Source organism: Streptomyces sp. CNH189, assembly GCF_000527195.1.
On sequence record NZ_AZUS01000003.1, the window covers coordinates 211,121 to 233,281 of the forward strand.

General features: G+C 72.1%; 22 protein-coding genes. 10 read left to right on the forward strand and 12 right to left on the reverse strand.

The annotated features are described in order from the left end of the window. Positions 1 to 48 precede the first annotated feature (48 nt). On the reverse strand, positions 49 to 966 hold the full coding sequence (locus B100_RS0106190) for a LysR family transcriptional regulator (protein WP_024883572.1): 918 nt from the start codon (positions 964 to 966) through the stop codon (positions 49 to 51). Positions 967 to 1,059: 93 nt separating this feature from the next. Between B100_RS0106190 and B100_RS33705 the strand changes: the two genes are divergently transcribed. Further along, a complete protein-coding gene (locus B100_RS33705; RefSeq protein WP_106966954.1) occupies positions 1,060 to 2,070 on the forward strand; it encodes an EamA family transporter in 1,011 nt (336 codons plus the stop codon). Between the two features lie 188 nt (positions 2,071 to 2,258). Here the strand turns inward: B100_RS33705 and B100_RS0106200 are convergent, their stop codons facing one another. The 3 genes from B100_RS0106200 to B100_RS0106210 form a co-directional block, all read right to left on the reverse strand. Then, positions 2,259 to 3,497 (reverse strand): MFS transporter, encoded by a 1,239-nt coding sequence (locus B100_RS0106200; protein WP_024883573.1) that lies wholly within the window; start codon positions 3,495 to 3,497, stop codon positions 2,259 to 2,261. A 168-nt stretch (positions 3,498 to 3,665) separates the two neighbouring features. Then, complete coding sequence (locus B100_RS0106205; protein ID WP_024883574.1) at positions 3,666 to 4,466, reverse strand: sugar phosphate isomerase/epimerase family protein; 801 nt, start codon at positions 4,464 to 4,466, stop codon at positions 3,666 to 3,668. Positions 4,467 to 4,659: 193 nt separating this feature from the next. Next, positions 4,660 to 5,409, reverse strand: coding sequence for a helix-turn-helix domain-containing protein (locus tag B100_RS0106210; protein ID WP_486585593.1), 750 nt, complete (start codon positions 5,407 to 5,409; stop codon positions 4,660 to 4,662). A gap of 364 nt (positions 5,410 to 5,773) precedes the next feature. Here B100_RS0106210 and B100_RS0106215 point away from each other — a divergent pair, with 364 nt between their 5' ends. Then, the gene (locus tag B100_RS0106215; RefSeq protein ID WP_024883576.1) at positions 5,774 to 6,748 is read left to right on the forward strand and encodes an alpha/beta fold hydrolase; all 975 of its coding nucleotides are present in this window, start codon (positions 5,774 to 5,776) and stop codon (positions 6,746 to 6,748) included. 97 nt (positions 6,749 to 6,845) lie between these two features. Next, complete coding sequence (locus B100_RS34795) at positions 6,846 to 7,367, forward strand: hypothetical protein (protein ID WP_024883577.1); 522 nt, start codon at positions 6,846 to 6,848, stop codon at positions 7,365 to 7,367. A 351-nt stretch (positions 7,368 to 7,718) separates the two neighbouring features. Here B100_RS34795 and B100_RS0106225 read toward each other — a convergent pair whose 3' ends face one another. Next, the gene (locus B100_RS0106225; RefSeq protein WP_024883578.1) at positions 7,719 to 8,765 is read right to left on the reverse strand and encodes a LacI family DNA-binding transcriptional regulator; all 1,047 of its coding nucleotides are present in this window, start codon (positions 8,763 to 8,765) and stop codon (positions 7,719 to 7,721) included. A 289-nt stretch (positions 8,766 to 9,054) separates the two neighbouring features. On the opposite strand from B100_RS0106225, the gene B100_RS0106230 reads away from it, so the two are divergent. From B100_RS0106230 to B100_RS0106240, 3 genes are read left to right on the forward strand one after another with little or no spacing between them, the layout of a single operon-like run. Next, entirely contained in the window at positions 9,055 to 10,206 is a 1,152-nt protein-coding gene (locus B100_RS0106230; protein ID WP_024883579.1) for a Gfo/Idh/MocA family protein, read from the forward strand. Next, on the forward strand, positions 10,203 to 11,360 hold the full coding sequence (locus tag B100_RS0106235) for a dihydrodipicolinate synthase family protein (RefSeq protein ID WP_024883580.1): 1,158 nt from the start codon (positions 10,203 to 10,205) through the stop codon (positions 11,358 to 11,360). The genes B100_RS0106230 and B100_RS0106235 overlap by 4 nt, the downstream gene beginning before the upstream one ends. Continuing rightward, positions 11,357 to 12,190: a sugar phosphate isomerase/epimerase family protein gene (locus B100_RS0106240; RefSeq protein WP_024883581.1), complete on the forward strand. Its 834-nt coding sequence runs from the start codon at positions 11,357 to 11,359 to the stop codon at positions 12,188 to 12,190. The genes B100_RS0106235 and B100_RS0106240 overlap by 4 nt, the downstream gene beginning before the upstream one ends. 229 nt (positions 12,191 to 12,419) lie before the next feature. On the opposite strand, the gene rbsD is transcribed toward B100_RS0106240, so the two are convergent. From rbsD to B100_RS0106270, 6 genes are all read right to left on the reverse strand, one after another. Then, entirely contained in the window at positions 12,420 to 12,809 is a 390-nt protein-coding gene (rbsD, locus tag B100_RS0106245; protein ID WP_024883582.1) for a D-ribose pyranase, read from the reverse strand. Then, positions 12,806 to 13,711 (reverse strand): ribokinase, encoded by a 906-nt coding sequence (locus B100_RS0106250; RefSeq protein ID WP_024883583.1) that lies wholly within the window; start codon positions 13,709 to 13,711, stop codon positions 12,806 to 12,808. The genes rbsD and B100_RS0106250 overlap by 4 nt, the downstream gene beginning before the upstream one ends. A 107-nt stretch (positions 13,712 to 13,818) precedes the next feature. Beyond that, positions 13,819 to 15,777: an ABC transporter permease/substrate-binding protein gene (locus tag B100_RS0106255; protein WP_024883584.1), complete on the reverse strand. Its 1,959-nt coding sequence runs from the start codon at positions 15,775 to 15,777 to the stop codon at positions 13,819 to 13,821. After that, positions 15,767 to 17,299 carry a sugar ABC transporter ATP-binding protein gene (locus tag B100_RS0106260; protein ID WP_024883585.1) on the reverse strand — a complete coding sequence of 511 codons (1,533 nt, stop codon included), beginning with the start codon at positions 17,297 to 17,299 and terminating at the stop codon, positions 15,767 to 15,769. The genes B100_RS0106255 and B100_RS0106260 overlap by 11 nt, the downstream gene beginning before the upstream one ends. Beyond that, on the reverse strand, positions 17,296 to 18,336 hold the full coding sequence (locus B100_RS0106265) for a LacI family DNA-binding transcriptional regulator (RefSeq protein WP_024883586.1): 1,041 nt from the start codon (positions 18,334 to 18,336) through the stop codon (positions 17,296 to 17,298). Before B100_RS0106265 ends, B100_RS0106260 begins: the two co-directional genes overlap by 4 nt. Positions 18,337 to 18,508: 172 nt before the next feature. Continuing rightward, positions 18,509 to 18,919 (reverse strand): ATP-binding protein, encoded by a 411-nt coding sequence (locus B100_RS0106270; protein ID WP_024883587.1) that lies wholly within the window; start codon positions 18,917 to 18,919, stop codon positions 18,509 to 18,511. 218 nt (positions 18,920 to 19,137) lie between these two features. Between B100_RS0106270 and B100_RS0106275 the strand changes: the two genes are divergently transcribed. Together B100_RS0106275 and B100_RS0106280 are read left to right on the forward strand one after the other, a co-directional pair. After that, the gene (locus B100_RS0106275) at positions 19,138 to 19,974 is read left to right on the forward strand and encodes a helix-turn-helix domain-containing protein (protein ID WP_024883588.1); all 837 of its coding nucleotides are present in this window, start codon (positions 19,138 to 19,140) and stop codon (positions 19,972 to 19,974) included. Between the two features lie 5 nt (positions 19,975 to 19,979). Then, entirely contained in the window at positions 19,980 to 20,171 is a 192-nt protein-coding gene (locus B100_RS0106280) for a DUF397 domain-containing protein (protein WP_037722466.1), read from the forward strand. Positions 20,172 to 20,186: 15 nt separating this feature from the next. Here B100_RS0106280 and B100_RS0106285 read toward each other — a convergent pair whose 3' ends face one another. Continuing rightward, positions 20,187 to 20,783: a hypothetical protein gene (locus B100_RS0106285; protein WP_024883590.1), complete on the reverse strand. Its 597-nt coding sequence runs from the start codon at positions 20,781 to 20,783 to the stop codon at positions 20,187 to 20,189. Between the two features lie 308 nt (positions 20,784 to 21,091). On the opposite strand from B100_RS0106285, the gene B100_RS0106290 reads away from it, so the two are divergent. Then, positions 21,092 to 21,589, forward strand: coding sequence for a hypothetical protein (locus B100_RS0106290; RefSeq protein WP_486585594.1), 498 nt, complete (start codon positions 21,092 to 21,094; stop codon positions 21,587 to 21,589). A gap of 48 nt (positions 21,590 to 21,637) precedes the next feature. Next, positions 21,638 to 21,985 carry a GntR family transcriptional regulator gene (locus tag B100_RS0106295; RefSeq protein WP_024883592.1) on the forward strand — a complete coding sequence of 116 codons (348 nt, stop codon included), beginning with the start codon at positions 21,638 to 21,640 and terminating at the stop codon, positions 21,983 to 21,985. Positions 21,986 to 22,161: the final 176 nt, after the last annotated feature.

A 22,161-nucleotide genomic window follows, 5' to 3' on the forward strand; every position in this document is an offset into this window, starting at 1 on the left:
GCGGGTTCCCCGACGGGACCGGACTCCGCCGGTTCGGGACCGGCGCGGTCAGCGCGGCCCGTGGGCCGACACGGCGGGCCAGTGCGCGACCAGCGTGCGGACGGTCTCCGCGATGGCGGGGCGGCGGGCCGCGCCCGTGCGCCACAGCGCGTACAGCCGCCGTACGGGCAGCGGGTCGAGCGGCACCTCCACCACGCCGGCGGGCAGCGGACCGCGCCCCAGCCGGGGGATCAGCGCGATGCCCAGGCCGGCCGCGACCAGGGCGACCAGGGTGGGGTTCTCGTCGGCCTGGTGCACGATGTCCGGCTCGTGCCCGGCCGCCCGCAGCGTCCGCACCAGCCACTCGTGGCAGACCCGCCCCGGCGGCTGGCAGATCCACCGCTCCCCGCCCAGTTCCTCGCGCCGCACCGCCGCCCGCCCCGCGAACCGGTGCCCCTCGGGCACCAGCAGATCGCACAGGTCGTCCCCGACCACCGTCTGCTCCACACCCGCCGGGGCGGGCAGCGGCGCGATGTCCCAGTCGTGCGCGACCACCAGGTCGACCGCGCCCTTGGCGACCAGGTCCACGGACAGGTGCGGGTCCACCTCGGTGAGCCGGGTGTCGAGCGCGGGGTGCCGGCGGGCCAGGTCGGCCAGCACGGGAGGCATCAGCCCGCGCGCGGCGGACGCGAACGCCGCGACGGTCAGCCGCCCGGCCGGCACCCCGCGCCGCTCCTCCAGCTCCGTCTCCGCCCGCTCCACGATGGCGATCAGTTCGCGTGCGGCGCGGACCAGTTGGTGCGCCTCGTCGGTCAGCCGGACGCCCCGGCCCTCCCGCTCCAGCAGCACGGTCCGCGTCTCCCGCTCCAGCTTGGCGATCTGCTGCGACACGGCCGACGAGGTGTAGCCGAGCGCGGTGGCGGCGGCGCCGACGGTGCCGTGCACCGACACGGCGTGCAGGGCGCGCAGACGCTGGAGGTCGAGCATGACGGCGGCTCCCCGATCGGTTAGCGACGCTTCATCCAACCATGCAGGAATCGTCGCTGGTGCTGAAGTGTCGTCACCGGTGATCCTCGACGTATGCGACCGTCACACGTCCTCCTCGCCGTCCTCGTCGCCGCCGTGTGGGGAGTGAACTTCACCGTCATCGAGGTCGGGCTCGACCACTTCCCGCCGCTGCTCTTCTCCGCGCTGCGCTTCCTGGTCGCGGCCCTGCCCGCCGTGTTCCTCGTCGGGCCGCCCAAGGTGGCGTGGAAGTGGATCGTGGGGGTCGGACTGGCGCTCGGGGTGGCCAAGTTCGGGCTGCTGTTCATCGGCATGGACACCGGGATGCCGGGCGGGCTGTCCTCCCTGGTGCTCCAGGTCCAGGCGGTGTTCACGGCCCTGTTCGCGTTCGCCCTCCTCGGTGAACGCCCCACCCGCGTACGGCTGCTGGGGATGGCGGTGGCGCTGGCCGGCATCGGCGTGGCGGCGGTCGACGAGGGCGCCTCGGGCCCGTTGACCGGTTTCGCCCTCGTCGTCGCGGCGGCGGCCTGCTGGGGCGTCTCCAACATCCTCACCCGCCGGGCGTCGCCCCCCGACGCCCTGAACTTCATGATCTGGGTCAGCACGGTCCCGGTGCTGCCGCTGCTCGCCCTCTCTTTGCTCCTCGAGGGCCCGTCGGCGGACCTGGCCGCGCTGCGCTCCCTGGACTGGTCCGGCGGGGCCACGGTCCTGTACGTCGCCTGGGGCGCCACGGTGTTCGGCTTCGGCGCCTGGGGCTGGCTCCTGCACCGCCACCCCGCCTCCACGGTCGCCCCGTTCTCCCTCCTGGTCCCGGTCTTCGGCATGACGTCGGCGGCCCTGTTCCTGGGTGAGTCCGTCACCCCGCTGCGGTGGTGCGCGGCGGCGCTGCTGGTGGGCGGGGTGGCGCTGACGTCGCTGAGCCGCGGCGGGACGGCGGGGGGCACCCCGGCGAAGGGCACCCCGGCGGAGGCCGCCACGGAGCCCGTCACGGACCCCGCACGGCCCGCCGGGGCCCACTCCGAGGGGGCCCTGCCGGGGGAGCCGCCGGAGCCGGCGCAGGGGTCGGGAGCTGCGCTCCGCGCGTGACGCGTGCCTCGCGGCGCGGGCGGACGGTTCCGGTGCGCGGGAGTGAAGGCGCGAGGGTGCGGGGGCACCGGGGCGCGGTGGCGGTGTGTGCGGCGGGGGCGCTGGAGCCGACGGCGCGTCCCGGCCCGCCCCGCCCGGCGCGGACCCCTGCGGGTCCGCGCACCGGCGCGTCCCGGTCGGGGGTGCGGTCAGGGCGACTCCAGGGCGGGGACGCCGCCGCGTAGTTCGCGTGTGCTCGTGGCGACCCAGGCCACCGCGAGCAGGCACAGCAGCCCGCCCGACACCAGCGCCGTCGCACCGGAGGTCGCCCCCGCCACCAGCCCCGCCCGCATGTTGCCCAGGTGCGGGCCGGCCTGTCCGACGATCTGCTCGGCGGCGGTGACCCGGCCCAGCAGGGCGTCGGGCGTGCGGGTCTGCACGATCGTGGTGCGTGAGAGCACCGAGAGGGCGTCGGCCGCCCCGGCCAGGACCAGCAGGCCGAGCCCCGCCCAGGGGCTGCTCATCATGCCGAACGCGGCCAGCGCGGCCCCCCAGACGCCGGCGCCGCACAGCATCACCAGGCCCGGACGGTTCAGGTGGGTCACCGTCCCGGACAGCGCCGACGCCGTCACCCCGCCGATCGCGATCGCCGACGTGAAAAGACCCAGTGTGCGCGGGTCACCACCGAACCGCTCCTCGTTGATCAGCGGGAAGAGGCTGGCCGGCATGGACAGCACGGTGGCCGCCAGGTCGGTGACCAGCGCGCCCCTCACCACCCGGTGGCCGGCCAGGAAGCGCAGCCCGTCCAGCACACCCTGCACACCGGTCCGCGACGGCTCACCCTCGGGCGGCAGCGCGGGCAGACCGAACGCGCCGTAGAAGGCGATGAGGAAGCTCAGCGCGTCCAGCAGGTAGCAGACGCCCAGGCCGAACCAGCCGAGCATCAGCCCGCCGAGCGCGGGGCCGATCAGCATCATCGACTGGGCGGTGACCTGGTAGAGGGCCAGGCCGGAAGCCACCTGCTCCTTGGGCAGCACCCGGGGCACGAACACGCCGGCCGCCGGACCGCCCACCGCCGCGCAGGCGGACTGGGCGGCCACCAGAGCCAGCACACCGGCCACCGGCACGTGTCCGGTGAACCCCTGCACCGCCAGCAGCAGCGAGCACACCGCCTGGCCGACCGTCGCGGCCAGGTAGATCCGGCGCCGGTCGCCCCGGTCCACCCAGGCCCCGGCGAACAGGCCGAAGCACACCAGCGGCAGGGCCTGCGCGAGACCCACCGCACCGCTCCAGGCCGCGCTGTGCGTCATCTCCCAGACCTGGTACATGACGGTGACCATGGTCATGAAGCTGCCGAGCACGGACACGGTCCGCCCGATCAGCAGCCGTCGGAAGACGCGTGAGGTACGCAGCGGACGCACGTCGAGGAACGTGCGGGACACGCTCACGAGGGCATGACAGGGCGGCGGAGGGCAGGCTGAGGCACGGCGGGGACGTTATCCGCCCGCCCGCGGCCCAGGCCAGTCGTTTTCCCCGCCGCACGCACGCACGCACGCACGCAAGCAAAGCAGCACGCCCGCCCGGCCGGCACGCCGTCGGCGGGCCGCCCGTGGCCGTCAGGCCGATTCGTTCAGCAGGCGCGCCAGGTGCTCGTGGCCGGGGGCGAGGAGGCCGGGCAGCGGCGCGGCGTCGGCGTACCACCGCTTCTCGTACTCCCAGCACAGCCACCCGTCCCAGCCGTTCCGGGAGAGCACCTCGACGACGTCGGTCAACGGCAGCACCCCGGCCCCCAGCGCCAGCGGCGTCGTGTCCTGCGTCGAGGCGATGTCCTTCACCTGGACGTACCCCAGGTGCGGCGACAGCGCGGCGAAGGTGTCCACCGGCTGCTCGCCGCCCAGCCACGTGTGCATCACGTCCCACAGCGCGCCCACCTGCCGGTGCCCCACCAGCCCCAGCACCCGCATGGCGTCCGCGCCGGTGCGGTGCGAGTCGTGGGTCTCCAGCAGGATCCGTACGCCCCGGTCGGCCGCGTACTCCGCGGCCGTGCCCAGCCGCCGGGCGGCCGTCGCGTCCGCCTCCTCGGCGCTCTGCTCGTCGCCGCCGCCGGGGAAGACCCGGACGAACGGGGCGCCGATGTCGCGGGCGAGGTCGAGCAGCGCCCGCACCTCGGTGAGCACCGGCTCGTCGTCGCCGGGGGCGGCCACCCGGGCGTATCCGGCCACCCCCAGGACGTCGACCCCGGCCGCCTTGAACTCGGCGGCCACGTCCGCCCGCTGCTCGGCGGTGAGGCCCGTGTGGACGGGCTCCTCGGGGTGGGCGCGCAGCTCGACACCGTGGTAGCCGTGCGCGGTCGCCAGGGCCGTCACCTCGGGGAGAGGGAGGCCGGGGACGCCGAGAGTGGAGAACGCCAGTTTCATGGATACGGGACTACCCGTGACCGGCGCGGGCGATTCCTCCCTCACTCCGGTGCCGCAACGTCGGCGGCGCCTTCTGCGAGCCGTCGCCTCGGGATCAGCCGGTGTGCGAGGCGGCCGCCCACCACAGGCAGCCCCCGGTCGACGTTGCCCATGGGGGCCGGCGAGGTGGCAGGTGAGCCAAGACGTCGGAGGTCTACCGCACGGTCCTGGCATAGCCACCTGCGCTCATGCCGAACTCCCGCCGGAAGTGCCGGTTGAGCTGGCTCTGGTCACAGTAACCAAGCTCGGCGGCGGTCTCTGCCACGGATCGTCCCGCTGCCAGCATGGACTTGGCGCGTGCCAGGCGCAGCAGGGTCCGGTAATGGTGCGGTGGAACCCCGTAAGCCTGCCGGAAACTTCTGATCAAGTGGCGTTTGCTGCAACCGGCGACTGCCGCGAGGTCGTCGAGCGCGATGTTGGAGTCCAGTTGGCTGTGGAGCATCTCCCGCACTTGACGAAGCGCGCGAGGCCGAAGTGCCGGACTCGCTGTGCCGGGAGCATCCGCATGCCTGGCGAGCAGGCTGTTCAGCAGGAGGATCAGCGAGGACTCGAGGTCCAAGCCGTCCTCGCCGTCCGCCAAACCCCTGTGCAGCGCAGCGATGCCGTTGAAGAGGCCGCGGTCTGCGTAGGCCACCGCGTGGAAGCGCGGCCGGCCTGTGCCGACCGGCAGGAGAGCGGCATCGATGAACATCAGTTGCACGAGGGCCCGGCCGTCAGCGGCGGCCTTGTCCTGAGCGAGGCAGCTCACGACCTCATGGGGCTCGATCACCGTCACCGCGCCGGGCACAGGGGGGCCCTGGGTTCGCCCGAGGTACTGAAAAGGGGGTGCGGAGCCGCCGTGCGTGATCTTGACGGTGTACCCGCTGTTCACGACGGTCGGGAAGGCGCCGTCGGCAACGCGCACGGTCAGGCTCTCGACTCCGAACCGTGCTCTTCTGCGATGCCCGTCGCTAGCGGACTCAGCCATGTCATTTTCGCCCTAGTTCGGCTTGTCCGATTGATCTTACTGTTCAGGGCAGGACAAGGGCATCCGTCGGGCCAGGGAGGTACGACAGCCGAAGGCCGAGTCGGTCGCCCTCCCTCCGCCGTCGGACCGCGGGACGAACACCTGCCGATTTCTGTGCACCATCGCGGAGATCACGGTCCATACCGACCCGGAGGCCGGGCGGCCGTCCCGACCCCTGGGGCTCGCGGCCACGACCGCCGTTTCCCTGCCTACCGCCACTTACGACAGGCGCCATGTCGACACCGATCTCGAAAGGGCTCCGATGAGCAACCCGTACAGCGACGCCGCCGACATCCCGGTCAACGCGTCGCAACCCGTCCTCACCTACCACCCTGTCACCCTCGACGTCCCCGGCCGGCCCGTGCCGCTGGAGGTCAAGGTGTCGATTCCCGCGAACGGCACCGACCTGCCGCTCATCCTCCTGTCCCACGGGCACGGGTTGGCGAACTTCCTGTCCTCCTACAACGGCTACGGGCCGCTGGCGAACTTCTTCGCCGCCCACGGGTTCGCGGTCGTCCAGCCGACCCACCTGGACTCGACGGCCCTCGGTCTGCGCGACACCGATCTGAGGGACGCGCCCCTGTTCTGGCGTGACCGCGCCACCGACATGCACACCATCCTCGACCGCCTCGACGACATCGAGGCCGCCGTCCCCGGTCTTGCCGGACGGCGGATCGACAGGGACCGTGTCGGCGCCGTCGGACACTCCCTGGGCGGCAACACCGTCTCCCTCCTCCTCGGCGCCCGGATGCTGGACCCGGAGGACGACCGGCCGAAGGACCTCTCCGACTCCCGTGTCAAGGCGGGGGTGCTCATCGGAGCTCCGGGCATCGGCAACGACGAGCACTTCGCCGAGTGGGCCAGGACGAACTACCCGGTGCTGTACTACACCGACTTCGAGCACATGACAGGCACCGGCCTGATCATCGTGGGCGATCAGGACCTCAACCCCAACTTCTCCAATCGGCTCAGCTACCGTGCTGACGCCTACTCGGCCAGCCCCGGCGGCAACAAGACCATGGTGACCATGTACGGCGCCGGTCACATCTTCGGTGGCATCTCCGGATACGACGCTGCGGAGACGGACGACGAGAATCCCGAGCGCGTGGCGACTCTGCGGGCTCTCGTGTGGGCCTACTTGCGCAGCCAGCTCTATGCGGCCGACCCGTCCTGGAAGGACGCGGTGAACGCCCTGGAGAACGGTGAGGACCCGATGGCCATGGTCGAAACGAGGTAGTTCCGCGGAGTGGGCGGCGGCGCGACGGCCGCCGCCCGCCGCACTTCATCGCACCGGGACCTGTCCCCCCAGCGCAGACCGCACAGGAGCAACCGCCATGTGGACCACGTTCGCCGCGACCGTCGGCGGAAGCGCCGCCGGCCTCACCGGCCTCACCTTCATCGTCGTCGCCTTCCGCTTCGACGTCGTCGCCACCTCCCAGGAATACCGCAACCGCGCCGCGCAAACCGTCTCCCTGTTCCTGACCACCACAGTCACCGCGTCGCTGGTCACCCTGCCGCAGCCGACCTGGGCGCTCGGGGTCGAACTGCTGGTCGCCGCGGCAGCAAGCGCAAGTCTGCTCTCGGTGCTCGACCACGCGGCCCGCCGTGGCACGTCCCAGCATGCGCGGCCCATCCTCGTCGTCGCGCTCGTCGTGTTCGCGGCAGGTATCGCCGCCGCCGGACTGTTCGCCACCGCCGGTTCCACCGCCGGACTGGGCTTCTACGCCGCGAGTTCGCTGCTCGGCCTCACGTGGGGCGTCTACGGGACGTGGGTCTTCCTCACCCAGGCGGGCACAGATCAGAGCAACGCGGCAGCGAACGGGCATGACCGGCCCGGCACCGTGCCGGCCGCCTGACCGGCCCCACACAGCGAGGCGGTGGGGGACTGTGACGGTGCGTGCTCCCAGTGATCATTGAGCATGCATGCTGCGAACACGTCGGTGGGAAGGGTGCTTTCGGGGTTGTCGGCGTCGGTCATCGAGGACGACGCGGCCCGCTTCGGTGGCCTGGTGCCGGTCGTAGCGGGAGCGGGAGACCCCCCGCCTTCAGCGGCCTGGCGTTCTCGGCCACAGCCGGGCCGGATCATCAGCCTGACTCCCCGGGTCACTCCTGCCTGGCCCGTCCAACTGAGCCTGCAGCCTTGTCTGGCTGGCTGCGCTGTCTCCGAACCTCATCCTGAAACGGTCAGTCAGGGGCGCACTGCCGCTTCAGGTCCGTGGGCCCGTCGTCGAGCCCCGGACCATCAACTCGCCCCGCACGGACGCGATCCCCCCGGGCGGGGCGTCCTCGCGGCCCATGGCGATCCGGCCCGCCCGGGCGCCCGCCTCCGCGAGGGGGAGTCTGACCGTGGTCAGTGACGGCACCGCGTCCATGCTGAACGGCAGGTCGTCGAAGCCGGCCACCGACACGTCGTCCGGGATCCGCAGTCCCGACTCCCGCAACGCCGCGCAGGCGCCCAGCGCGACGGAGTCGTTCGCCGCGACCACCGCCGTCAACGACGGGTCGCGCCGCAGGAGTTCCACGGTCGCCTCGTACCCCGACCGCCGGTCGTACCGTCCGTACACGGTCCAGCGGGGGTCCTCCTCGACGCCGTGCGCGGCCAGCGCGGCCCGGTGGCCCTCCAGACGGTGCCGGGTCGTGGTGCGCTCCTCGGGGCCCGCGATGTACCCCAGCCGCCGGTGCCCGAGCCCGATCAGGTGCTCGGTGAGTTCCTGCCCGCCGCCCCGGTTGTCGAAGGTCAGCGCGATCGCCCCGGTCTCCGGCGCCGGCGGCCGCCCGCACAGCACCACCCGCGTCCCGGCGTCCCCCATTTTCCGCAGCTTCCCGTCCATCGCCGCCTTGTGCCGCGCGTCCTCGATCGCCCCGCCGGTCAGCACCACGGCCGCCGCCCGCTGCCGCTGGAGCAGTGTGAGATAGGTCAGTTCGCGCTCGGGCGAACCCCCCGTGTTGCACACCACGGCGAGTCTCTCCCCGCCCGCGCGCCCGCCGGGACCGCCGATCTCCGACTGGATGGCGCTCGCCATGATCCCGAAGAACGGGTCGGCGATGTCGTTGACCAGGATGCCGACCAGGTCGGAGGTGGCGGCGGCGAGGGAACTGGCGGGGCCGTTGAGGACGTAGTCCAGTTCGTCCACGGCCTTCAGCACCCGTTCCCGCGTGGACGCGGCCACGGGATAGTTCCCGTTGAGCACGCGCGACACCGTCGCGGGTGAGACCTGCGCGCGTGCCGCCACGTCCGCCAGGGTCACCGTCATGTCTCGTCCTCCGCCTCGCCGCCGTGCCGTCCGCCCGTGCCGTACGCCGTCGCAACCACCACGCCCGCACCGGTGGTTCCGAGCAGACCCTACGGCCATCCGCCCGGTTGTTCGCCCCCTCGAACGAGTCGGGGCCGGCGGTGGTCTTGTCCGCACCGCGGTCCAGAGGCTAGCTTCTGTCTGCATAGAAAGCGCTTGCTGTCACGTCCACCGGTCCCGCCGCCCCGCGAGGGGCAGGTGAGGCGGGTGCGGCGAACGCGGCGCGCGGACCGCGTACGAAGGGAACGACGTGACACGCAAGACGGTGCGTATCGCCATGAACGGTGTGACCGGGCGCATGGGTTACCGGCAGCACCTCGTCCGCTCCATCCTGGCCCTGCGCGAGCAGGGCGGACTCGACCTCGGCGACGGCACCGTGCTGTGGCCGGAGCCGGTCCTCGTCGGCCGCCGCGAGCACGCGCTGAGGGCGCTGGCCGAGCGCCACGGCCTCGAACACCTCTCCACCGACCTGGACGCGGTCCTCGCCGACGACAGCGTGGACATCTACTTCGACGCCCAGGTGACCTCCGCCCGCGAGGAGGCGATCCGCAAGGCGATCGCCGCCGGCAAGCACGTCTACACCGAGAAGCCCACCGCCACCGGCCTCGACGGCGCCCTGGAACTGGCCCGGCTCGCCGCGGAGAAGGGCATCAAGCACGGCGTCGTCCAGGACAAGCTGTTCCTCCCGGGCCTGCTCAAGCTGAAGCGTCTGATCGACGGCGGCTTCTTCGGCCGCGTCCTGTCCGTGCGCGGCGAGTTCGGCTACTGGGTCTTCGAGGGCGACTGGCAGGAGGCGCAGCGCCCGTCCTGGAACTACCGCGCGGAGGACGGCGGCGGCATCGTCGTCGACATGTTCCCGCACTGGGAGTACGTGCTGCACGAGCTGTTCGGCCGCGTCCGCTCCGTGCAGGCGCTCACCGCCACCCACGTCCCGCAGCGCTGGGACGAGAACGGCAAGCCCTACGACGCCACCGCCGACGACGCCGCCTACGGCGTCTTCGAGCTGGAGGGCGGCGCGATCGCCCAGATCAACTCCTCCTGGGCGGTCCGTGTCCACCGCGACGAACTGGTCGAGTTCCAGGTCGACGGCAGCGAGGGATCCGCCGTCGCGGGCCTGCGCACCTGCCGCGTCCAGCACCGCTCCGCCACACCCAAGCCGGTCTGGAACCCGGACATCCCCGCCACCGAGGTCTTCCGCGACCAGTGGCAGGAGGTGCCGGACAACGGTGAGTTCGACAACGGCTTCAAGGCCCAGTGGGAGCTGTTCCTCAGGCACGTGTACGCCGACGCCCCCTACCACTGGGACCTGCTGGCCGGCGCCCGCGGCGTCCAGCTCGCCGAACTCGGCCTGAAGTCCTCCGCCGAGGGCCGCCGTCTCGACGTACCGGAGATCGCCCTGTGACCCTCCACCTTCCCGGCGCGCACGGCGCCCTGCGCGCCTACGAGCCCCGCACCGAGCCCCTCGCCCTCGCCCCCGGCGCCCCCCTCACCTCCCGTACGGTCTTCTCCGCCGCGCACGTCGTCGCCGACCCGTACGCCGACACCACCCCCGACTCGCCCGCCGCCGTCGACTGGGACGCCACCCTCGCCTTCCGCCGTCACCTGTGGGCGCACGGCCTGGGCGTCGCCGAGGCCATGGACACCGCGCAGCGCGGCATGGGCCTGGACTGGGCGGGGGCGGCCGAGCTGATCCGCCGCTCCGCCGCCGAGGCGAAGGCGACCGGCGGCCGGATCGCCTGCGGCGTCGGCACCGACCAGCTGACCGGCGGCCCGGCGACCCTCGCCGAGGTCCGGGCGGCCTACGAGGAACAGCTCGCGGTCGTCGAGGAGTCCGGCGCGCAGGCCATCCTCATGGCCTCCCGCGCCCTCGCCGCCACCGCCCAGGGCCCCGAGGACTACCTGGAGGTCTACGGCCACCTGCTCCGCCAGGCCGCGGAGCCGGTGATCCTGCACTGGCTGGGCCCGATGTTCGACCCGGCGCTGGAGGGCTACTGGGGCTCGGCCGACCTCGACGCGGCCACCGACACCTTCCTCGACGTCGTCGCCGCCCACCCCGACAAGGTCGACGGCATCAAGGTGTCCCTGCTGGACGCGCGGCGCGAGATCGACATCCGCCGCCGCCTCCCGAAGGGCGTGCGCTGCTACACCGGCGACGACTTCCACTACCCGGAACTGATCGCGGGCGACGAGCAGGGCTTCAGCCACGCCCTGCTGGGCATCTTCGACCCGCTCGGCCCGCTGGCCGCGGAGGCCGTCCGGGTCCTCGACACCGGCGACACGGACGGCTTCCGCGCCCTCCTCGACCCGACCGTGGAGCTGTCCCGCCACCTCTTCCAGGCGCCCACGCGCTTCTACAAGACCGGCGTGGTGTTCCTGGCCTGGCTCGCGGGCCACCAGTCGCACTTCACGATGGTCGGCGGCCTCCAGTCCGCCCGCTCCCTGCCCCACCTCGCCCGCGCCTACGAACTCGCCGACCGCCTCGGCCTGTTCCCCGACCCCAAGCTGGCCGAGGACCGGATGAGGACCCTGCTGCACCTGTACGGAGTGACCCCGTGAGCGACCTGACCCGCTTCAGCATCAACCAGATGACCGTCAAGCAGCTCACGCTCCCCGACCTGGTCGCCGCCTGCCGCGACCTGGGCGTCCCGGCGGTCGGCCTGTGGCGGGCACCGGTCCAGGAGTACGGCGTGGAGGCGGCGGCCAAGCTCGTACGGGACGCGGGTCTGGCGGTGACGACACTGTGCCGGGGCGGCTTCCTCGCGGCGGTCGACGCGGACGAGCGGGCGGCGGCCCTCACCGACAACCGCCGGGCGGTCGACGAGGCGGCCACGCTCGGCACGGACACCCTGGTCCTGGTCTCCGGCGGGCTCCCGCCCGGCTCGAAGGACCTGCGGGCGGCCCGGGAACGCATCGCGGACGCGTTGACGGAACTGGCCCCCTACGCGGAGGACCACGGGGTGAGGCTCGCGATCGAGCCGCTGCACCCGATGTTCGCCTCGGACCGCTGCGTGGTCTCCACGCTCACCCAGGCCCTCGACCTCGCGGAACGCTTCCCCGCCCACCAGGTCGGCGTCACGGTCGACACGTACCACGTCTGGTGGGACGACACGGCTCCCGAGGCGATCGCCCGCGCGGGCGCCCAGCACCGCATCCACACCTTCCAGCTGGCCGACTGGATCACCCCGCTCCCCGAGGGCGTCCTCAACGGCCGCGGCCAGATCGGCGACGGAGCGATCGACATGCGCGAGTGGCAGGGGTACGTGGAGGCGGCCGGCTACACGGGCCCCATCGAGGTGGAACTCTTCAACGAGGAGCTGTGGGCGAGGGACGGCCGCGAACTCCTGGCGGAGACGGCCCGGCGATGGCAGGAGAACGTGGACGTGTGACCCGGGCCGGAAGGCAGTCGCCGAGGCGCCTCCGACCCGTCCGCAAAAAAATTCCGCCGACCGTACAACCCTCCCCCCACCCTGCCTGTCTACGTAGCGTCAGGACTTCCGGGTGGGGACCCGGGGGGGGATACAGGGAGGTCCTGGCGGGGGAGGGAAGCGAGGGGCTCGGTCGACGGACCGGGCCCCTCGAAGTTCGTCCGGGCGCCTGTCGGAAGGCAGGAGTCCCTCAGAAGAAGACCCCGCACCGCAGCAGCACGTTCGCGTACGGGCTCGCCTCGCCCGTGCGGACCACCAGCCGCGCCCCGGACGTCAGTTCCTTCAGCCGCTCGTGCGTGACGTACGCCAGGTCCGGGAAGTGGCCGGCCAGCAGCGACGCCGCCGCCGGGTTCGCGTCCCGTACCTCCTCCGCCGCCGTCGCCCCCTCGACGGCCAGCTCCGCGAGCAGTCCCTCCAGCACTTCCGCGAACGACGGCACCCCGGCCCGGAAGGCCAGGTCCACCACGCGCGGCCCGGCCGGTATCGGCATGCCCGCGTCGCACACCAGCACCCCGTCGGTGTGGCCGAGTTCGGCGAGGGCGCCGGAGAGGTGCCGGTTCAGGATCCCGTGCTTCTTCACAGCGCCGCGACCTCCGCCGCCGTCGGGAAGGACACCTGCGCCCCCTCCTTGGTGACCGCCGCCGCGCCCACCCGGGCCGCGTAGGCGGCGGCCTCGGCGAGCGGCTCGCCCGTGCCCAGCCGCCAGGCCAGCGCGGCGGTGAACGCGTCCCCGGCACCGGTGGTGTCCACGGCCTCCACCTTCACCGACGGCACTCGCGTGACGCCCTCCGCGGACGCCACCAGCGCGCCCTCGCCGCCCAGCGTCACCACGACCGAACGCGGGCCCTTCGCCAGCAGCAGCCGTGCCCAGTCCTCCGGTTCGTCGCTCACCCCGGCGCTGTCGCCCAGGATCACCTTCGCCTCGTGCTCGTTGACGATCAGCGGGTCGCAGGCGGCCAGCACCTCCGACGGCAGCGGCTGCGGCGGCGAGGGGTTGAGGACGAAACGGCTGTCCGGTGCCAGGCTCCGCACCACCTCCGCCACCGACTCCAGCGGGATCTCCAGCTGCGTCGACACCACCCGGGAGGCGTGGAAGAGGCTCGCGGCGGCCCGCACGTCCGACGGGGTCAGCCGGCCGTTGGCGCCGGGCGAGACGACGATGCTGTTGTCGCCCGACGGGTCCACGGTGATCAGCGCGACACCGGTCGGCGCCCCGCCCACCAGCACGCCCACCGTGTCCACCCCGGCCGCGCGCAGCGAGTCCAGCAGCAGCCTGCCGTGCCCGTCGTCGCCGACCCGCGCCAGCAGGGCGGTGCGCGCGCCGAGCCGCGCGGCCGCGACCGCCTGGTTCGCGCCCTTGCCGCCCGGGTGCACCGCCAGGTCGGAGCCGAGCACCGTCTCCCCGGCGCCCGGCCGGCGCTCCACCCCGATCACCAGGTCGGCGTTGGCCGAGCCGACGACCAGGAGGTCGTAGTCGTTCATGAATCGCTCCCCGATCCGCTGAGGAGGGCGGGCGGCCTTGGTGGCCGCCCGCCCGTGTGCCCCTGAGGCGCCGGTGCCGGTGTGGCTCCCGTGCCCCTGTGCCGGTGTCAGCCCTCGAAGCCGGCCACGTTGTCCTTCGTGACCACCTTCACCGGCACCTTCACCATCTTCTCCACCTTCTGGTCCTCGGCGGCCCGCAACGCGTTCCGTACGGCGATCCGGCCGAGTTCGCTCGGCTGCTGGGCGACGGAGGCGTACAGCGTGCCCGCCTCGACGGCCTTCAGCCCGTCCGGCGTGCCGTCGAATCCGACGACCTGCACCGACTTCCCGGCCTTGGAGCCGAGCGCCTTGATCGCGCCGAGCGCCATCTCGTCGTTCTCGGCGAAGACGCCGTTGATGTCGGGGTGCGCCTGGAGCAGGTTCGTCATCACGTCCAGGCCCTTGGTGCGGTCGAAGTCCGCGGGCTGCTTGGCGACGACCTTGATGCCCGGGTAGTCCTTCAGGCCCGAGGCGAAGCCCGCCCCGCGCTCACGGCTCGCGGAGGTGCCGGCCTGGCCCTGGAGGATCACGATGGTGCCCTTGCCGCCGAGCTTCTCGGCGAGCGCCTTGGCGCCGAGCGCGCCGCCCTCGACGTTGTCGGAGGCGACCAGCGCGGAGGTGTCCGCCTTGTTGACGCCGCGGTCCACGGCGACCACCGGGATGTCCGCCTTGTTCGCACCGCGCACCGAGGGACCGGCCGCGTCGGAGTCCACCGGGTTGACGACGACCGCGTCGAGCGAGCCGCTGGTGAAGTTCTGCAGCTGGTTGGCCTGCTGGGAGGCGTCGTTCTGCGCGTCGGTGACGGTGAGGTCGACGCCCAGCTTCTTCGCCTCCTCCTCGGCGCCGTCCCGGATCTGCACGAAGAACGGGTTGTTGAGCGTCGACAGGGACAGGCCGATCTTCGGCTTGGCGGTCCCGGACGAGCCGCCGTGCAGCAGCGAGGTGGCGCCGACGACCGCGACGGCGACGACGGCCGCGATCACGTACGTCAGTGCCTGCTTGCCCCGGTTCCCGCCGCCGGAGGCGCCGGCCGCCGGGGTGGTCGCGCCCGCCTTGCGGCGCAGCGTGTCGAACAGCACCGCCAGCGCGATGACCACACCGATGACGACCTGCTGCCAGAACGCGGACACCGACAGCAGGTTGAGGCCGTTGCGCAGCACCGCGAGGATCAGCGCGCCGATGAGCGTGCCGGACGCCTTGCCGGTGCCGCCCGCGAGGGAGGCGCCGCCGATGACGACGGCGGCGATCGCGTCCAGCTCGTAGCCCTGCGCGGCCTGCGGCTGCGCGGACGCCAGCCGGGAGGCGAGCACGATGCCCGCGGCGGCGGCGAACAGCCCGGAGAAGGCGTAGATGGCGAGCTTCTGCTTCTTCACCCGCAGGCCGGACAGACGCGCGGCCTCCTCGTTGCCGCCGATGGCGTACATGGACCGGCCGATGTACGTGCGGCCCAGGACGAACGCGGTCAGCAGGCCCATGACGACCATGACGAGCACCGGCACCGGCAGCCAGCCGCCGAGCGTGTCACCGAGGTGGGAGACGGAGTCGGGGAAGGCGATGGGCGAGCCCTGCGAGATCACCAAGGACAGACCGCGCGCCACCGACAGCATCGCCAAGGTCGCGATGAACGGAGGGAGTTTGCCGTACGAGACGAGGAAGCCGTTGACCAGGCCGCAGGCGATGCCGGTCGCCACGGCGAGGAGGACCGCGAGGACCACCGGGATCCCGGCCTGGGTCGCGCTCCACGCCAGCACGGTCGCGGACAGCGCGGCGACCGAGCCGACCGACAGGTCGATGCCCGCCGAGACGATCACGAAGGTGACGCCGAAGGCGAGGATCGCGGTCACGGCGGCCTGCACGCCGACGTTGAGCAGGTTGTCGGCGGTGAGGAAGTCCCCGGACAGCGCCGACATGGCGATGACGAGGACGATCAGCGCGGTCAGCGCGCCGTTGTCGAGGAGCAGCCTGCGCAGGCCGCCGGTGGCGCCGCCCTGCGCGCCCGGCTTGCTCTTGAGCGTGTCAGTGGCCACCGGGGGCCTCCGTTCCGTTGCTGGGGGAAGTGGTGCTGACGGCGAGGGCCATCACGGCGTCCTGGGTGGCGTCGGCGGCGTCGAGTTCGCCCGCCAGCCGGCCCTGCGCCATGACCAGGACCCGGTCGCTCATGCCGAGCACCTCGGGCAGGTCGCTGGAGATCATGAGGACCGCGGCACCGGCCGCCGTCAGCTCGTTGACCAGCTGGTAGATCTCGACCTTCGCGCCGACGTCGATGCCGCGCGTCGGCTCGTCGAGGATGAGCACCTTGGTGTGCGCCAGCAGCCACTTGCCGATGACGACCTTCTGCTGGTTGCCGCCGGACAGGGTGCGTACGTGCTGGCCGAGACCGGCCATCCGCACGCCGAGCTGCCCGGCGATGCGGGCCGCGGCCTCGTGCTGCCCCTTGAGGTCGACGAGTCCGGCGCGGGAGGACGACCGGAGGGTGACCAGGCCGAGGTTCTCCTCGACGGAGGCGTCGAGGACGAGCCCCTGCCCCTTGCGGTCCTCGGGTACGAGCCCGACCCCGGCCTCCATGGCGGCGTTCACGTCGTGGCCGCGCAGCCGCACCCCGCCGACGTGCACGGTCCCGGCGTCGTACGGGTCGGCCCCGAACACCGCCCGGGCCACCTCCGTGCGCCCGGCGCCGACCAGCCCGGCGATGCCGACGACCTCACCGGCCCGCACCTCGAAGCTCACGTCGTGGAACACGCCGTTACGCGTCAGCCCCTCGACCTTGAGCAGGGCGTCACCGGCGTCGGCGCGCTCGCGCGGGTACTGCTGGTCGATGGACCGCCCCACCATGAGCCGTACGAGCTCGTCCTCCGGCGTGGCGGCGGGCACCTGACCGACGCTGCGGCCGTCCCGGATGACCGTGACCCGGTCCCCGAGGGCGGCGATCTCCTCCAGATGGTGGGTGATGAAGACGATCCCGACGCCGTCCTCGCGCAGCCGCCGCACGATCGAGAACAGCTTCTCGACCTCGTCGGAGGTCAGCACGGCGGTCGGCTCGTCCATGATCAGGACACGCGCGTCCAGGCTGAGCGCCTTGGCGATCTCGACCATCTGGAGCCGGGCGATGCCCAGTTCACGCACCCGCGCCCGGGGGGAGACGTCCACCCCGACGCGCTTCAGCAGCACCTCTGCGTCCGCGTCCATCCGCTTGCGGTCGATCATCCCGAGGCGGCGCGGCTGCCGCCCGAGGAAGATGTTCTCCGCGACCGTCAGGTCGGGGACCAGGTTGAACTCCTGGTAGATGGTGGCGATCCCGAGCTTCTCGGAGTCCTGCGCACCGCTGATGCGCACCTCCTCGCCGCCGACGGTGATCCGTCCGGCGTCGGGCGTGTAGGCGCCGGAGAGCATCTTGATCAGCGTGCTCTTGCCGGCGCCGTTCTCGCCGAGCAGCACGTGCACCTCGCCCCGGCGCAGGTCGAAGTCGACGCCGTCGAGCGCGACCACGCCGGGGAAGGTCTTGCGGATGCCCTCGATGCGCAGCAACTCGTCAGGACTGCGGCTGCTCACGGCGTACTCCTTCGTACGGGGGAGGGGGGATTCCCGGTCCCGGGCCCGCCCTCGCCGCAGGAGCGGCGCACGACGAGCCGGGCGGGGAGGGTGACGGAGGCGCCGGGCCGCCCCTCGATCCGGTCGACCAGGGCGCGCACGGCGGCCCGCCCCAGCTCACGGGTCGGCTGGGCGACGGCGGTGACCGGCGGATCGGTGTGCACGAACCAGGGGATGTCGTCGAACGCGGCGAGCCCGATGTCGTCCGGCACGCGCAGCCCGCGGGAGCGGATCGCGTCCAGCGCGCCGAGCGCCATCAGGTTGTCGGCGGCGAAGACGACCTCGGGGGGTTCGGCCAGGTCGAGGAAGCCCTCGGTGACCCGGCGCCCGCTGCCGGCCTGGAAGTCGCCCTGGCCGATGTAGGCGTCGGGGAGTGCCAGTCCGTGGGCGGCGAGCGCCTCACGGAAGGCGTCCACGCGCTCCCGGCCGGTCGTGGTGGCGGCGGGCCCGGCGATGATCGCGAGCCGCCGGTGCCCGAGCGCGTGCAGATGCGCGACGAGGTCGCGTACGGCGGCCCGCCCGTCCGACCTGACCACGGGCACGTCGACGCCCGGGATCCACCGGTCGACGAACACCATCGGCGTCCCGGCCCGAGCGGCCCCGAGCATGCCCGGCGACCCGCCGTCGGTGGGGGAGACCAGCAGCCCGTCGATACGACGGTCCAGCAGCGTGGTGACGTGGTGGTCCTGGAGGTCGGGCCGCTCGTCGGCGTTGCCGATGATCACGCTGTACCCGAGCGCGCGGGCCTCCTCCTCGACGGAGCGGGCCAGCTCGGTGAAGTAGGGGTTCATCACGTCGCTGATGACCAGCCCGAGGGTGCGCGTCTGGTCGGTGCGCAGGGACCGGGCGACGGCGTTCGGCCGGTACCCGAGTCGTTCGACGGCTTCGGTCACCCGACGCCGCGCGTCCTCGCTGACCGAGGGATGCCCGTTGAGCACCCGCGACACCGTGGCCACGGACAGCCCCGCCTCGGCGGCGACGTCCTTGATACCCGCCATGCCCGACCCACCTCCTCGTGGAATCGATTACACGGAGGATTGGAAACGATTACATCGGGCGGGGGCAAGGGGGTGGATGGCGCCGCAACCGAATCGTGACCGGGGTGCCGGTCCGGCTTCGCCGGGGGTGCGGGGGGCGGGCGTGCCGCGCCGTGGCGTGCCGGATGCGCCCCTACGCGGCGCCCACCTCGCACCACACGAACTTCCCCCGGTTGCCGTCCCTGACCAGTGGCTGCCAGCCCCACACATCGGCGCACGCCCGCACCAGTGCGAGCCCCCGACCGTCCTCCCGCTCAAGCACCGCCGCGAACGGCTCCGGGGGTTCCGGGGGAGAGGGGTCGGCGTCCCACGCCCCGATCCGCAGCGTCCCCGGCGGCGACCAGCGCACGCGCAGGGCGGCGGGCCCCTTGGTGTGCCGTACGGCGTTGGCGACGAGCTCGGCCGCGAGCAGCTCGGCGACGTCGACGAGGGTGATCAGCCCGTGCACGGTGAGGATCAGCCGCAGGGTGCGGCGACTTACGGTGACGGCGCGGACATCGTTGGGGATGTGGAGGGAGTACTCCCACGAGTCGCTTTCGGGCATGCGGAAGTCCGTTCTGGGTGGGGGGTGTTGGATCGCGGGGCCGGTGTCATTGCCGCTGTCGTCGTGGCAGGACGGAGCGGTGCGCTTCCGGTCGTTCGGTTTCGCACGGTGTGCGTCGCGTCACCGAACGTAGATCTAAATCTAGGGACGCGGCAAGTGGATCGCGTAATCTGACTCCGAACGAGGTGCATCAACCCAGCAATGGGAGAGGCCGGTCGATGGTGAAGAGACGCGATCCCACGGCACGTCAGATGAGACTGGCCAGGGAGCTGCGCAGACTCCGCGAGGCGGCCGGCCTCACGTCACGGCAGGCCGCCGCACTGCTCGGGGTGGCGCCCGCCCAGATCACGCACATCGAGTCGGCGCTCGCCGGTGTAAGTGAGCAGCGGGTGCGCCGACTGGCTTCCCACTACGCCTGTGAGGACGCGGAGTTCGTCGACGCCTTGGTGGCCATGGCCACCGACCGGACCCAGGGCTGGTGGGAGGAGTACCGGGGGCTGCTCCCGACGTCGTTCCTCGACCTTTCCGAGTTGAACCACCACGCGGCGTTCCGGCGTGACGTGGCCGTCCTGTACGTGCCGGGACTGTTGCAGACCGAGGCTTACGCACGCGCGGTCTTCTCCGGCCGGGTGCCCGAACTGGCCTCGGAGGAGCTGGAGTTGCGCGTCCGGCACCGGATGGCGGGGCAGGACATCCGCATCCCTTACGAGCTGGTCGTCCATGAGGCGGCTCTTCGCATCCGCGTCGCTGATCGCGCTGCCTCTCGTGCCCAACTCGTCAAACTGCTGGACGTCTCCGAAGCGGACAACATCACCTTGCGCGTCATCCCGCTCGATCTGGACGGCTTCGCCCGAGCGGCCAGCACCATGACGTATGTGGGCGGGCCTGTGGCGAAGTTGGACACGGTGGTACGTGACGTGCCGCAGGGCTCAGCATTCATCGATTCCGAGGCACAACTGGGCGCCTTTCGAACGCGGTTCCGTAAGGTGGAAGCGGTGTCGCTCGACACCGCTCAGTCACGGGATTTCATCGGCCGCCTGACGAAGGAGCTGTGAGACGCATGGACACCTGGCGGAAGTCGTCCTACTCGGGCCCCGATGACGGCAACGAGTGCGTGGAGATCGCGACCTCTCCCACTCACATAGCCGTCCGCGACTCCAAAACCCCTTCCCGGGGCACTCTCACTTTCCCCGCCGGGGCCTTCGCCGTCTTCGTCGGCGCGCTGAAGGAGTCCGAGGACCGGCCCGCCTGAGCGGAACACCGCTGCTCAGCGGCCGGGGACGGGCCACGCCCCCAGCAAGAGGTGCTCCTCCGGGAAACGGACGCTGCCCTGCACATCGTCCGCTGTCCCTGCGTTGCCGTAGAACGCCCGCTCGGGTGCGCCGTCTTCCGTGTCGAAGAGGCAGCACACCGCGTCCGCCCCGGCCGCGAGGTCGGTGAACACTTCCCTGACCGCGGTCGAGGTCGCGAACAGCCTGCTCATCCTGGACGTCGCAGCCCAGAAGCTCATGCACACGAAGCGCGGGCCCATGAGGGACGGGAAGAAGATGGTCAGGTACACGTAGCCGATCCGGACCCGCCCGTCCTCGACGGGGAGACCGGCCTCCTCCGCGTACGCGCGCACCGCGTCATCCGCCGGGAACATGATCGACGTGTCGAGCGTGACCCTGTCCTGCCCGGCGCAGTCGACCGGCTCGCTCTTGAATGAAGACGTGAACGGCAGGACGACCCGCTCACCCTCCGGCAGGGTGACCGACAGCGGCGGCACCTTCCGCTCCGGCGGCGCCAGCTTCGCCGCCTCGGTCAGCGCACGCGCCACGTTCTCGGGACGCAGGTAGATGTCGTAGCCGTAGGTCAGCCCCATGTTCCCCCTCTGGCCAGGCAGAACGGCACCTTCTCACGGCGCCCGAGCCGGACGCCCACGATTTCCTGGTGAGCTGCCCCGCACACCGCCGAGGCCGTACGGGCGAGGGTCGTTAATTCCGGGCGCATGGCCATGGCGTCCGCCTATGCTCCCGGCTCGTGCAGCCACCTTCCGACCGCGGTAATCCATTGACCACGGCGTTCCCACCCGACTTCGCGAGCGATGTCGAAGCAGTCCTGGCGGTGATGCCCGCTTCTCGGCATCAGCCGCACGGATCGTTCACGGTCAATGTGGAGGGCCGGCAGGTCGTGATCCCCAATCGCATCCACAACGACGAGCCGCCGGCCAACGAGGTGGCGTCGCTGTCCTCGCGTCAGCAACAGCTTCTGCACTGCCTGTACTCCCGGCACCACAACGGCTGGGTCAGGCAGCGTCACCTGGAACAGGTCGTCGGTTCCACCGACCCTTGGATCGTCCCCTTCGTCGTGCAACTGGCGGGCGAGTACGTCCTGGAGATCCTGGTCGTCATCCGCGACGGACTCCGCGACCTCGCCACGCCCGGCTCACCGGCGAACCTCGCCTACGGGCGGTTCCTCGTCGACAACCCCGCCTTCTTCGCGCGTACGCAACGGCGGGTCGTCAGCTACTGGAACTGCAACTACCGCTTCGCCTACGCCAGCTTCCCGGGCTACCCGGGGTGCACGGTTCTCGACCTCCTCCTGTCAGCGGCCTCCGACCGAGCCGGACGCCGCTGGCCCCGCCTCGCTCCCTCCAGCTCCAGCTCCAGGGTGCGCGGCTACGGCTAGAACCAGGCGGACAAGGAGTAAGCACATGGTGCTATCGTCATTAGCACCATGCTGCTGAGACTGAACGTCGCCGATCACCGCCCCCTGCACGAGCAGGTGGCCGGTGCGATCCGGCGGGCCATCGCTGAAGGGGAGTGCGCGCCGGGCGACCGGCTGCCCCCGGCTCGGGACCTCTCGCAGGCACTGGGTGTGAACGTCAACACGGTGCTGCGCGGCCTGCGCGCCCTGCGCGACGAAGGGGTGCTGGAGTTCCGCAGGGGGCGCGGCGTGACGGTGGCTCAGGGGGCGGACGGCCGGTCGGCGTTGTTGGACCGCATCCGTGAGGTCCTGGCCGACGCGGAACGTCTCGGGTACGGCAAGGACGACGTCATCGACATGATCAGGGGGGTCACGTGACCGAGCGGACGGAACGCCGGAACAGCACGTTGTGGGGTGCCGGTGCCGGTGCCGGTGCCGGTGCCTCGGGTGATGAAGCCCGACGTGCCGAGGGTGCGGGCCGCACAGCGGGACCTGATCCGGGACGCCTCCCGGGCCCGCCCCGCGGGCTGCCCGGCCGCCGAATGACCGGCTCC

What these genes read in the sequence shown, in the direction of transcription:
- B100_RS0106190 (WP_024883572.1), bottom strand. Translation starts at nt 966, where the DNA reads ATGCTCGACCTCCAGCGTCTGCGCGCCCTGCACGCCGTGTCGGTGCAC.
- B100_RS0106285 (WP_024883590.1), bottom strand. Translation starts at nt 20,783, where the DNA reads ATGGGGCTGACCTACGGCTACGACATCTACCTGCGTCCCGAGAACGTG.
- B100_RS0106205 (WP_024883574.1), bottom strand. Translation starts at nt 4,466, where the DNA reads ATGAAACTGGCGTTCTCCACTCTCGGCGTCCCCGGCCTCCCTCTCCCC.
- B100_RS33705 (WP_106966954.1), top strand. Translation starts at nt 1,060, where the DNA reads ATGCGACCGTCACACGTCCTCCTCGCCGTCCTCGTCGCCGCCGTGTGG.
- B100_RS0106215 (WP_024883576.1), top strand. Translation starts at nt 5,774, where the DNA reads ATGAGCAACCCGTACAGCGACGCCGCCGACATCCCGGTCAACGCGTCG.
- B100_RS0106275 (WP_024883588.1), top strand. Translation starts at nt 19,138, where the DNA reads ATGGTGAAGAGACGCGATCCCACGGCACGTCAGATGAGACTGGCCAGG.
- B100_RS0106225 (WP_024883578.1), bottom strand. Translation starts at nt 8,765, where the DNA reads ATGACGGTGACCCTGGCGGACGTGGCGGCACGCGCGCAGGTCTCACCC.
- B100_RS0106295 (WP_024883592.1), top strand. Translation starts at nt 21,638, where the DNA reads ATGCTGCTGAGACTGAACGTCGCCGATCACCGCCCCCTGCACGAGCAG.
- B100_RS0106270 (WP_024883587.1), bottom strand. Translation starts at nt 18,919, where the DNA reads ATGCCCGAAAGCGACTCGTGGGAGTACTCCCTCCACATCCCCAACGAT.
- B100_RS0106250 (WP_024883583.1), bottom strand. Translation starts at nt 13,711, where the DNA reads ATGAACGACTACGACCTCCTGGTCGTCGGCTCGGCCAACGCCGACCTG.
- B100_RS34795 (WP_024883577.1), top strand. Translation starts at nt 6,846, where the DNA reads ATGTGGACCACGTTCGCCGCGACCGTCGGCGGAAGCGCCGCCGGCCTC.
- B100_RS0106280 (WP_037722466.1), top strand. Translation starts at nt 19,980, where the DNA reads ATGGACACCTGGCGGAAGTCGTCCTACTCGGGCCCCGATGACGGCAAC.
- B100_RS0106265 (WP_024883586.1), bottom strand. Translation starts at nt 18,336, where the DNA reads ATGGCGGGTATCAAGGACGTCGCCGCCGAGGCGGGGCTGTCCGTGGCC.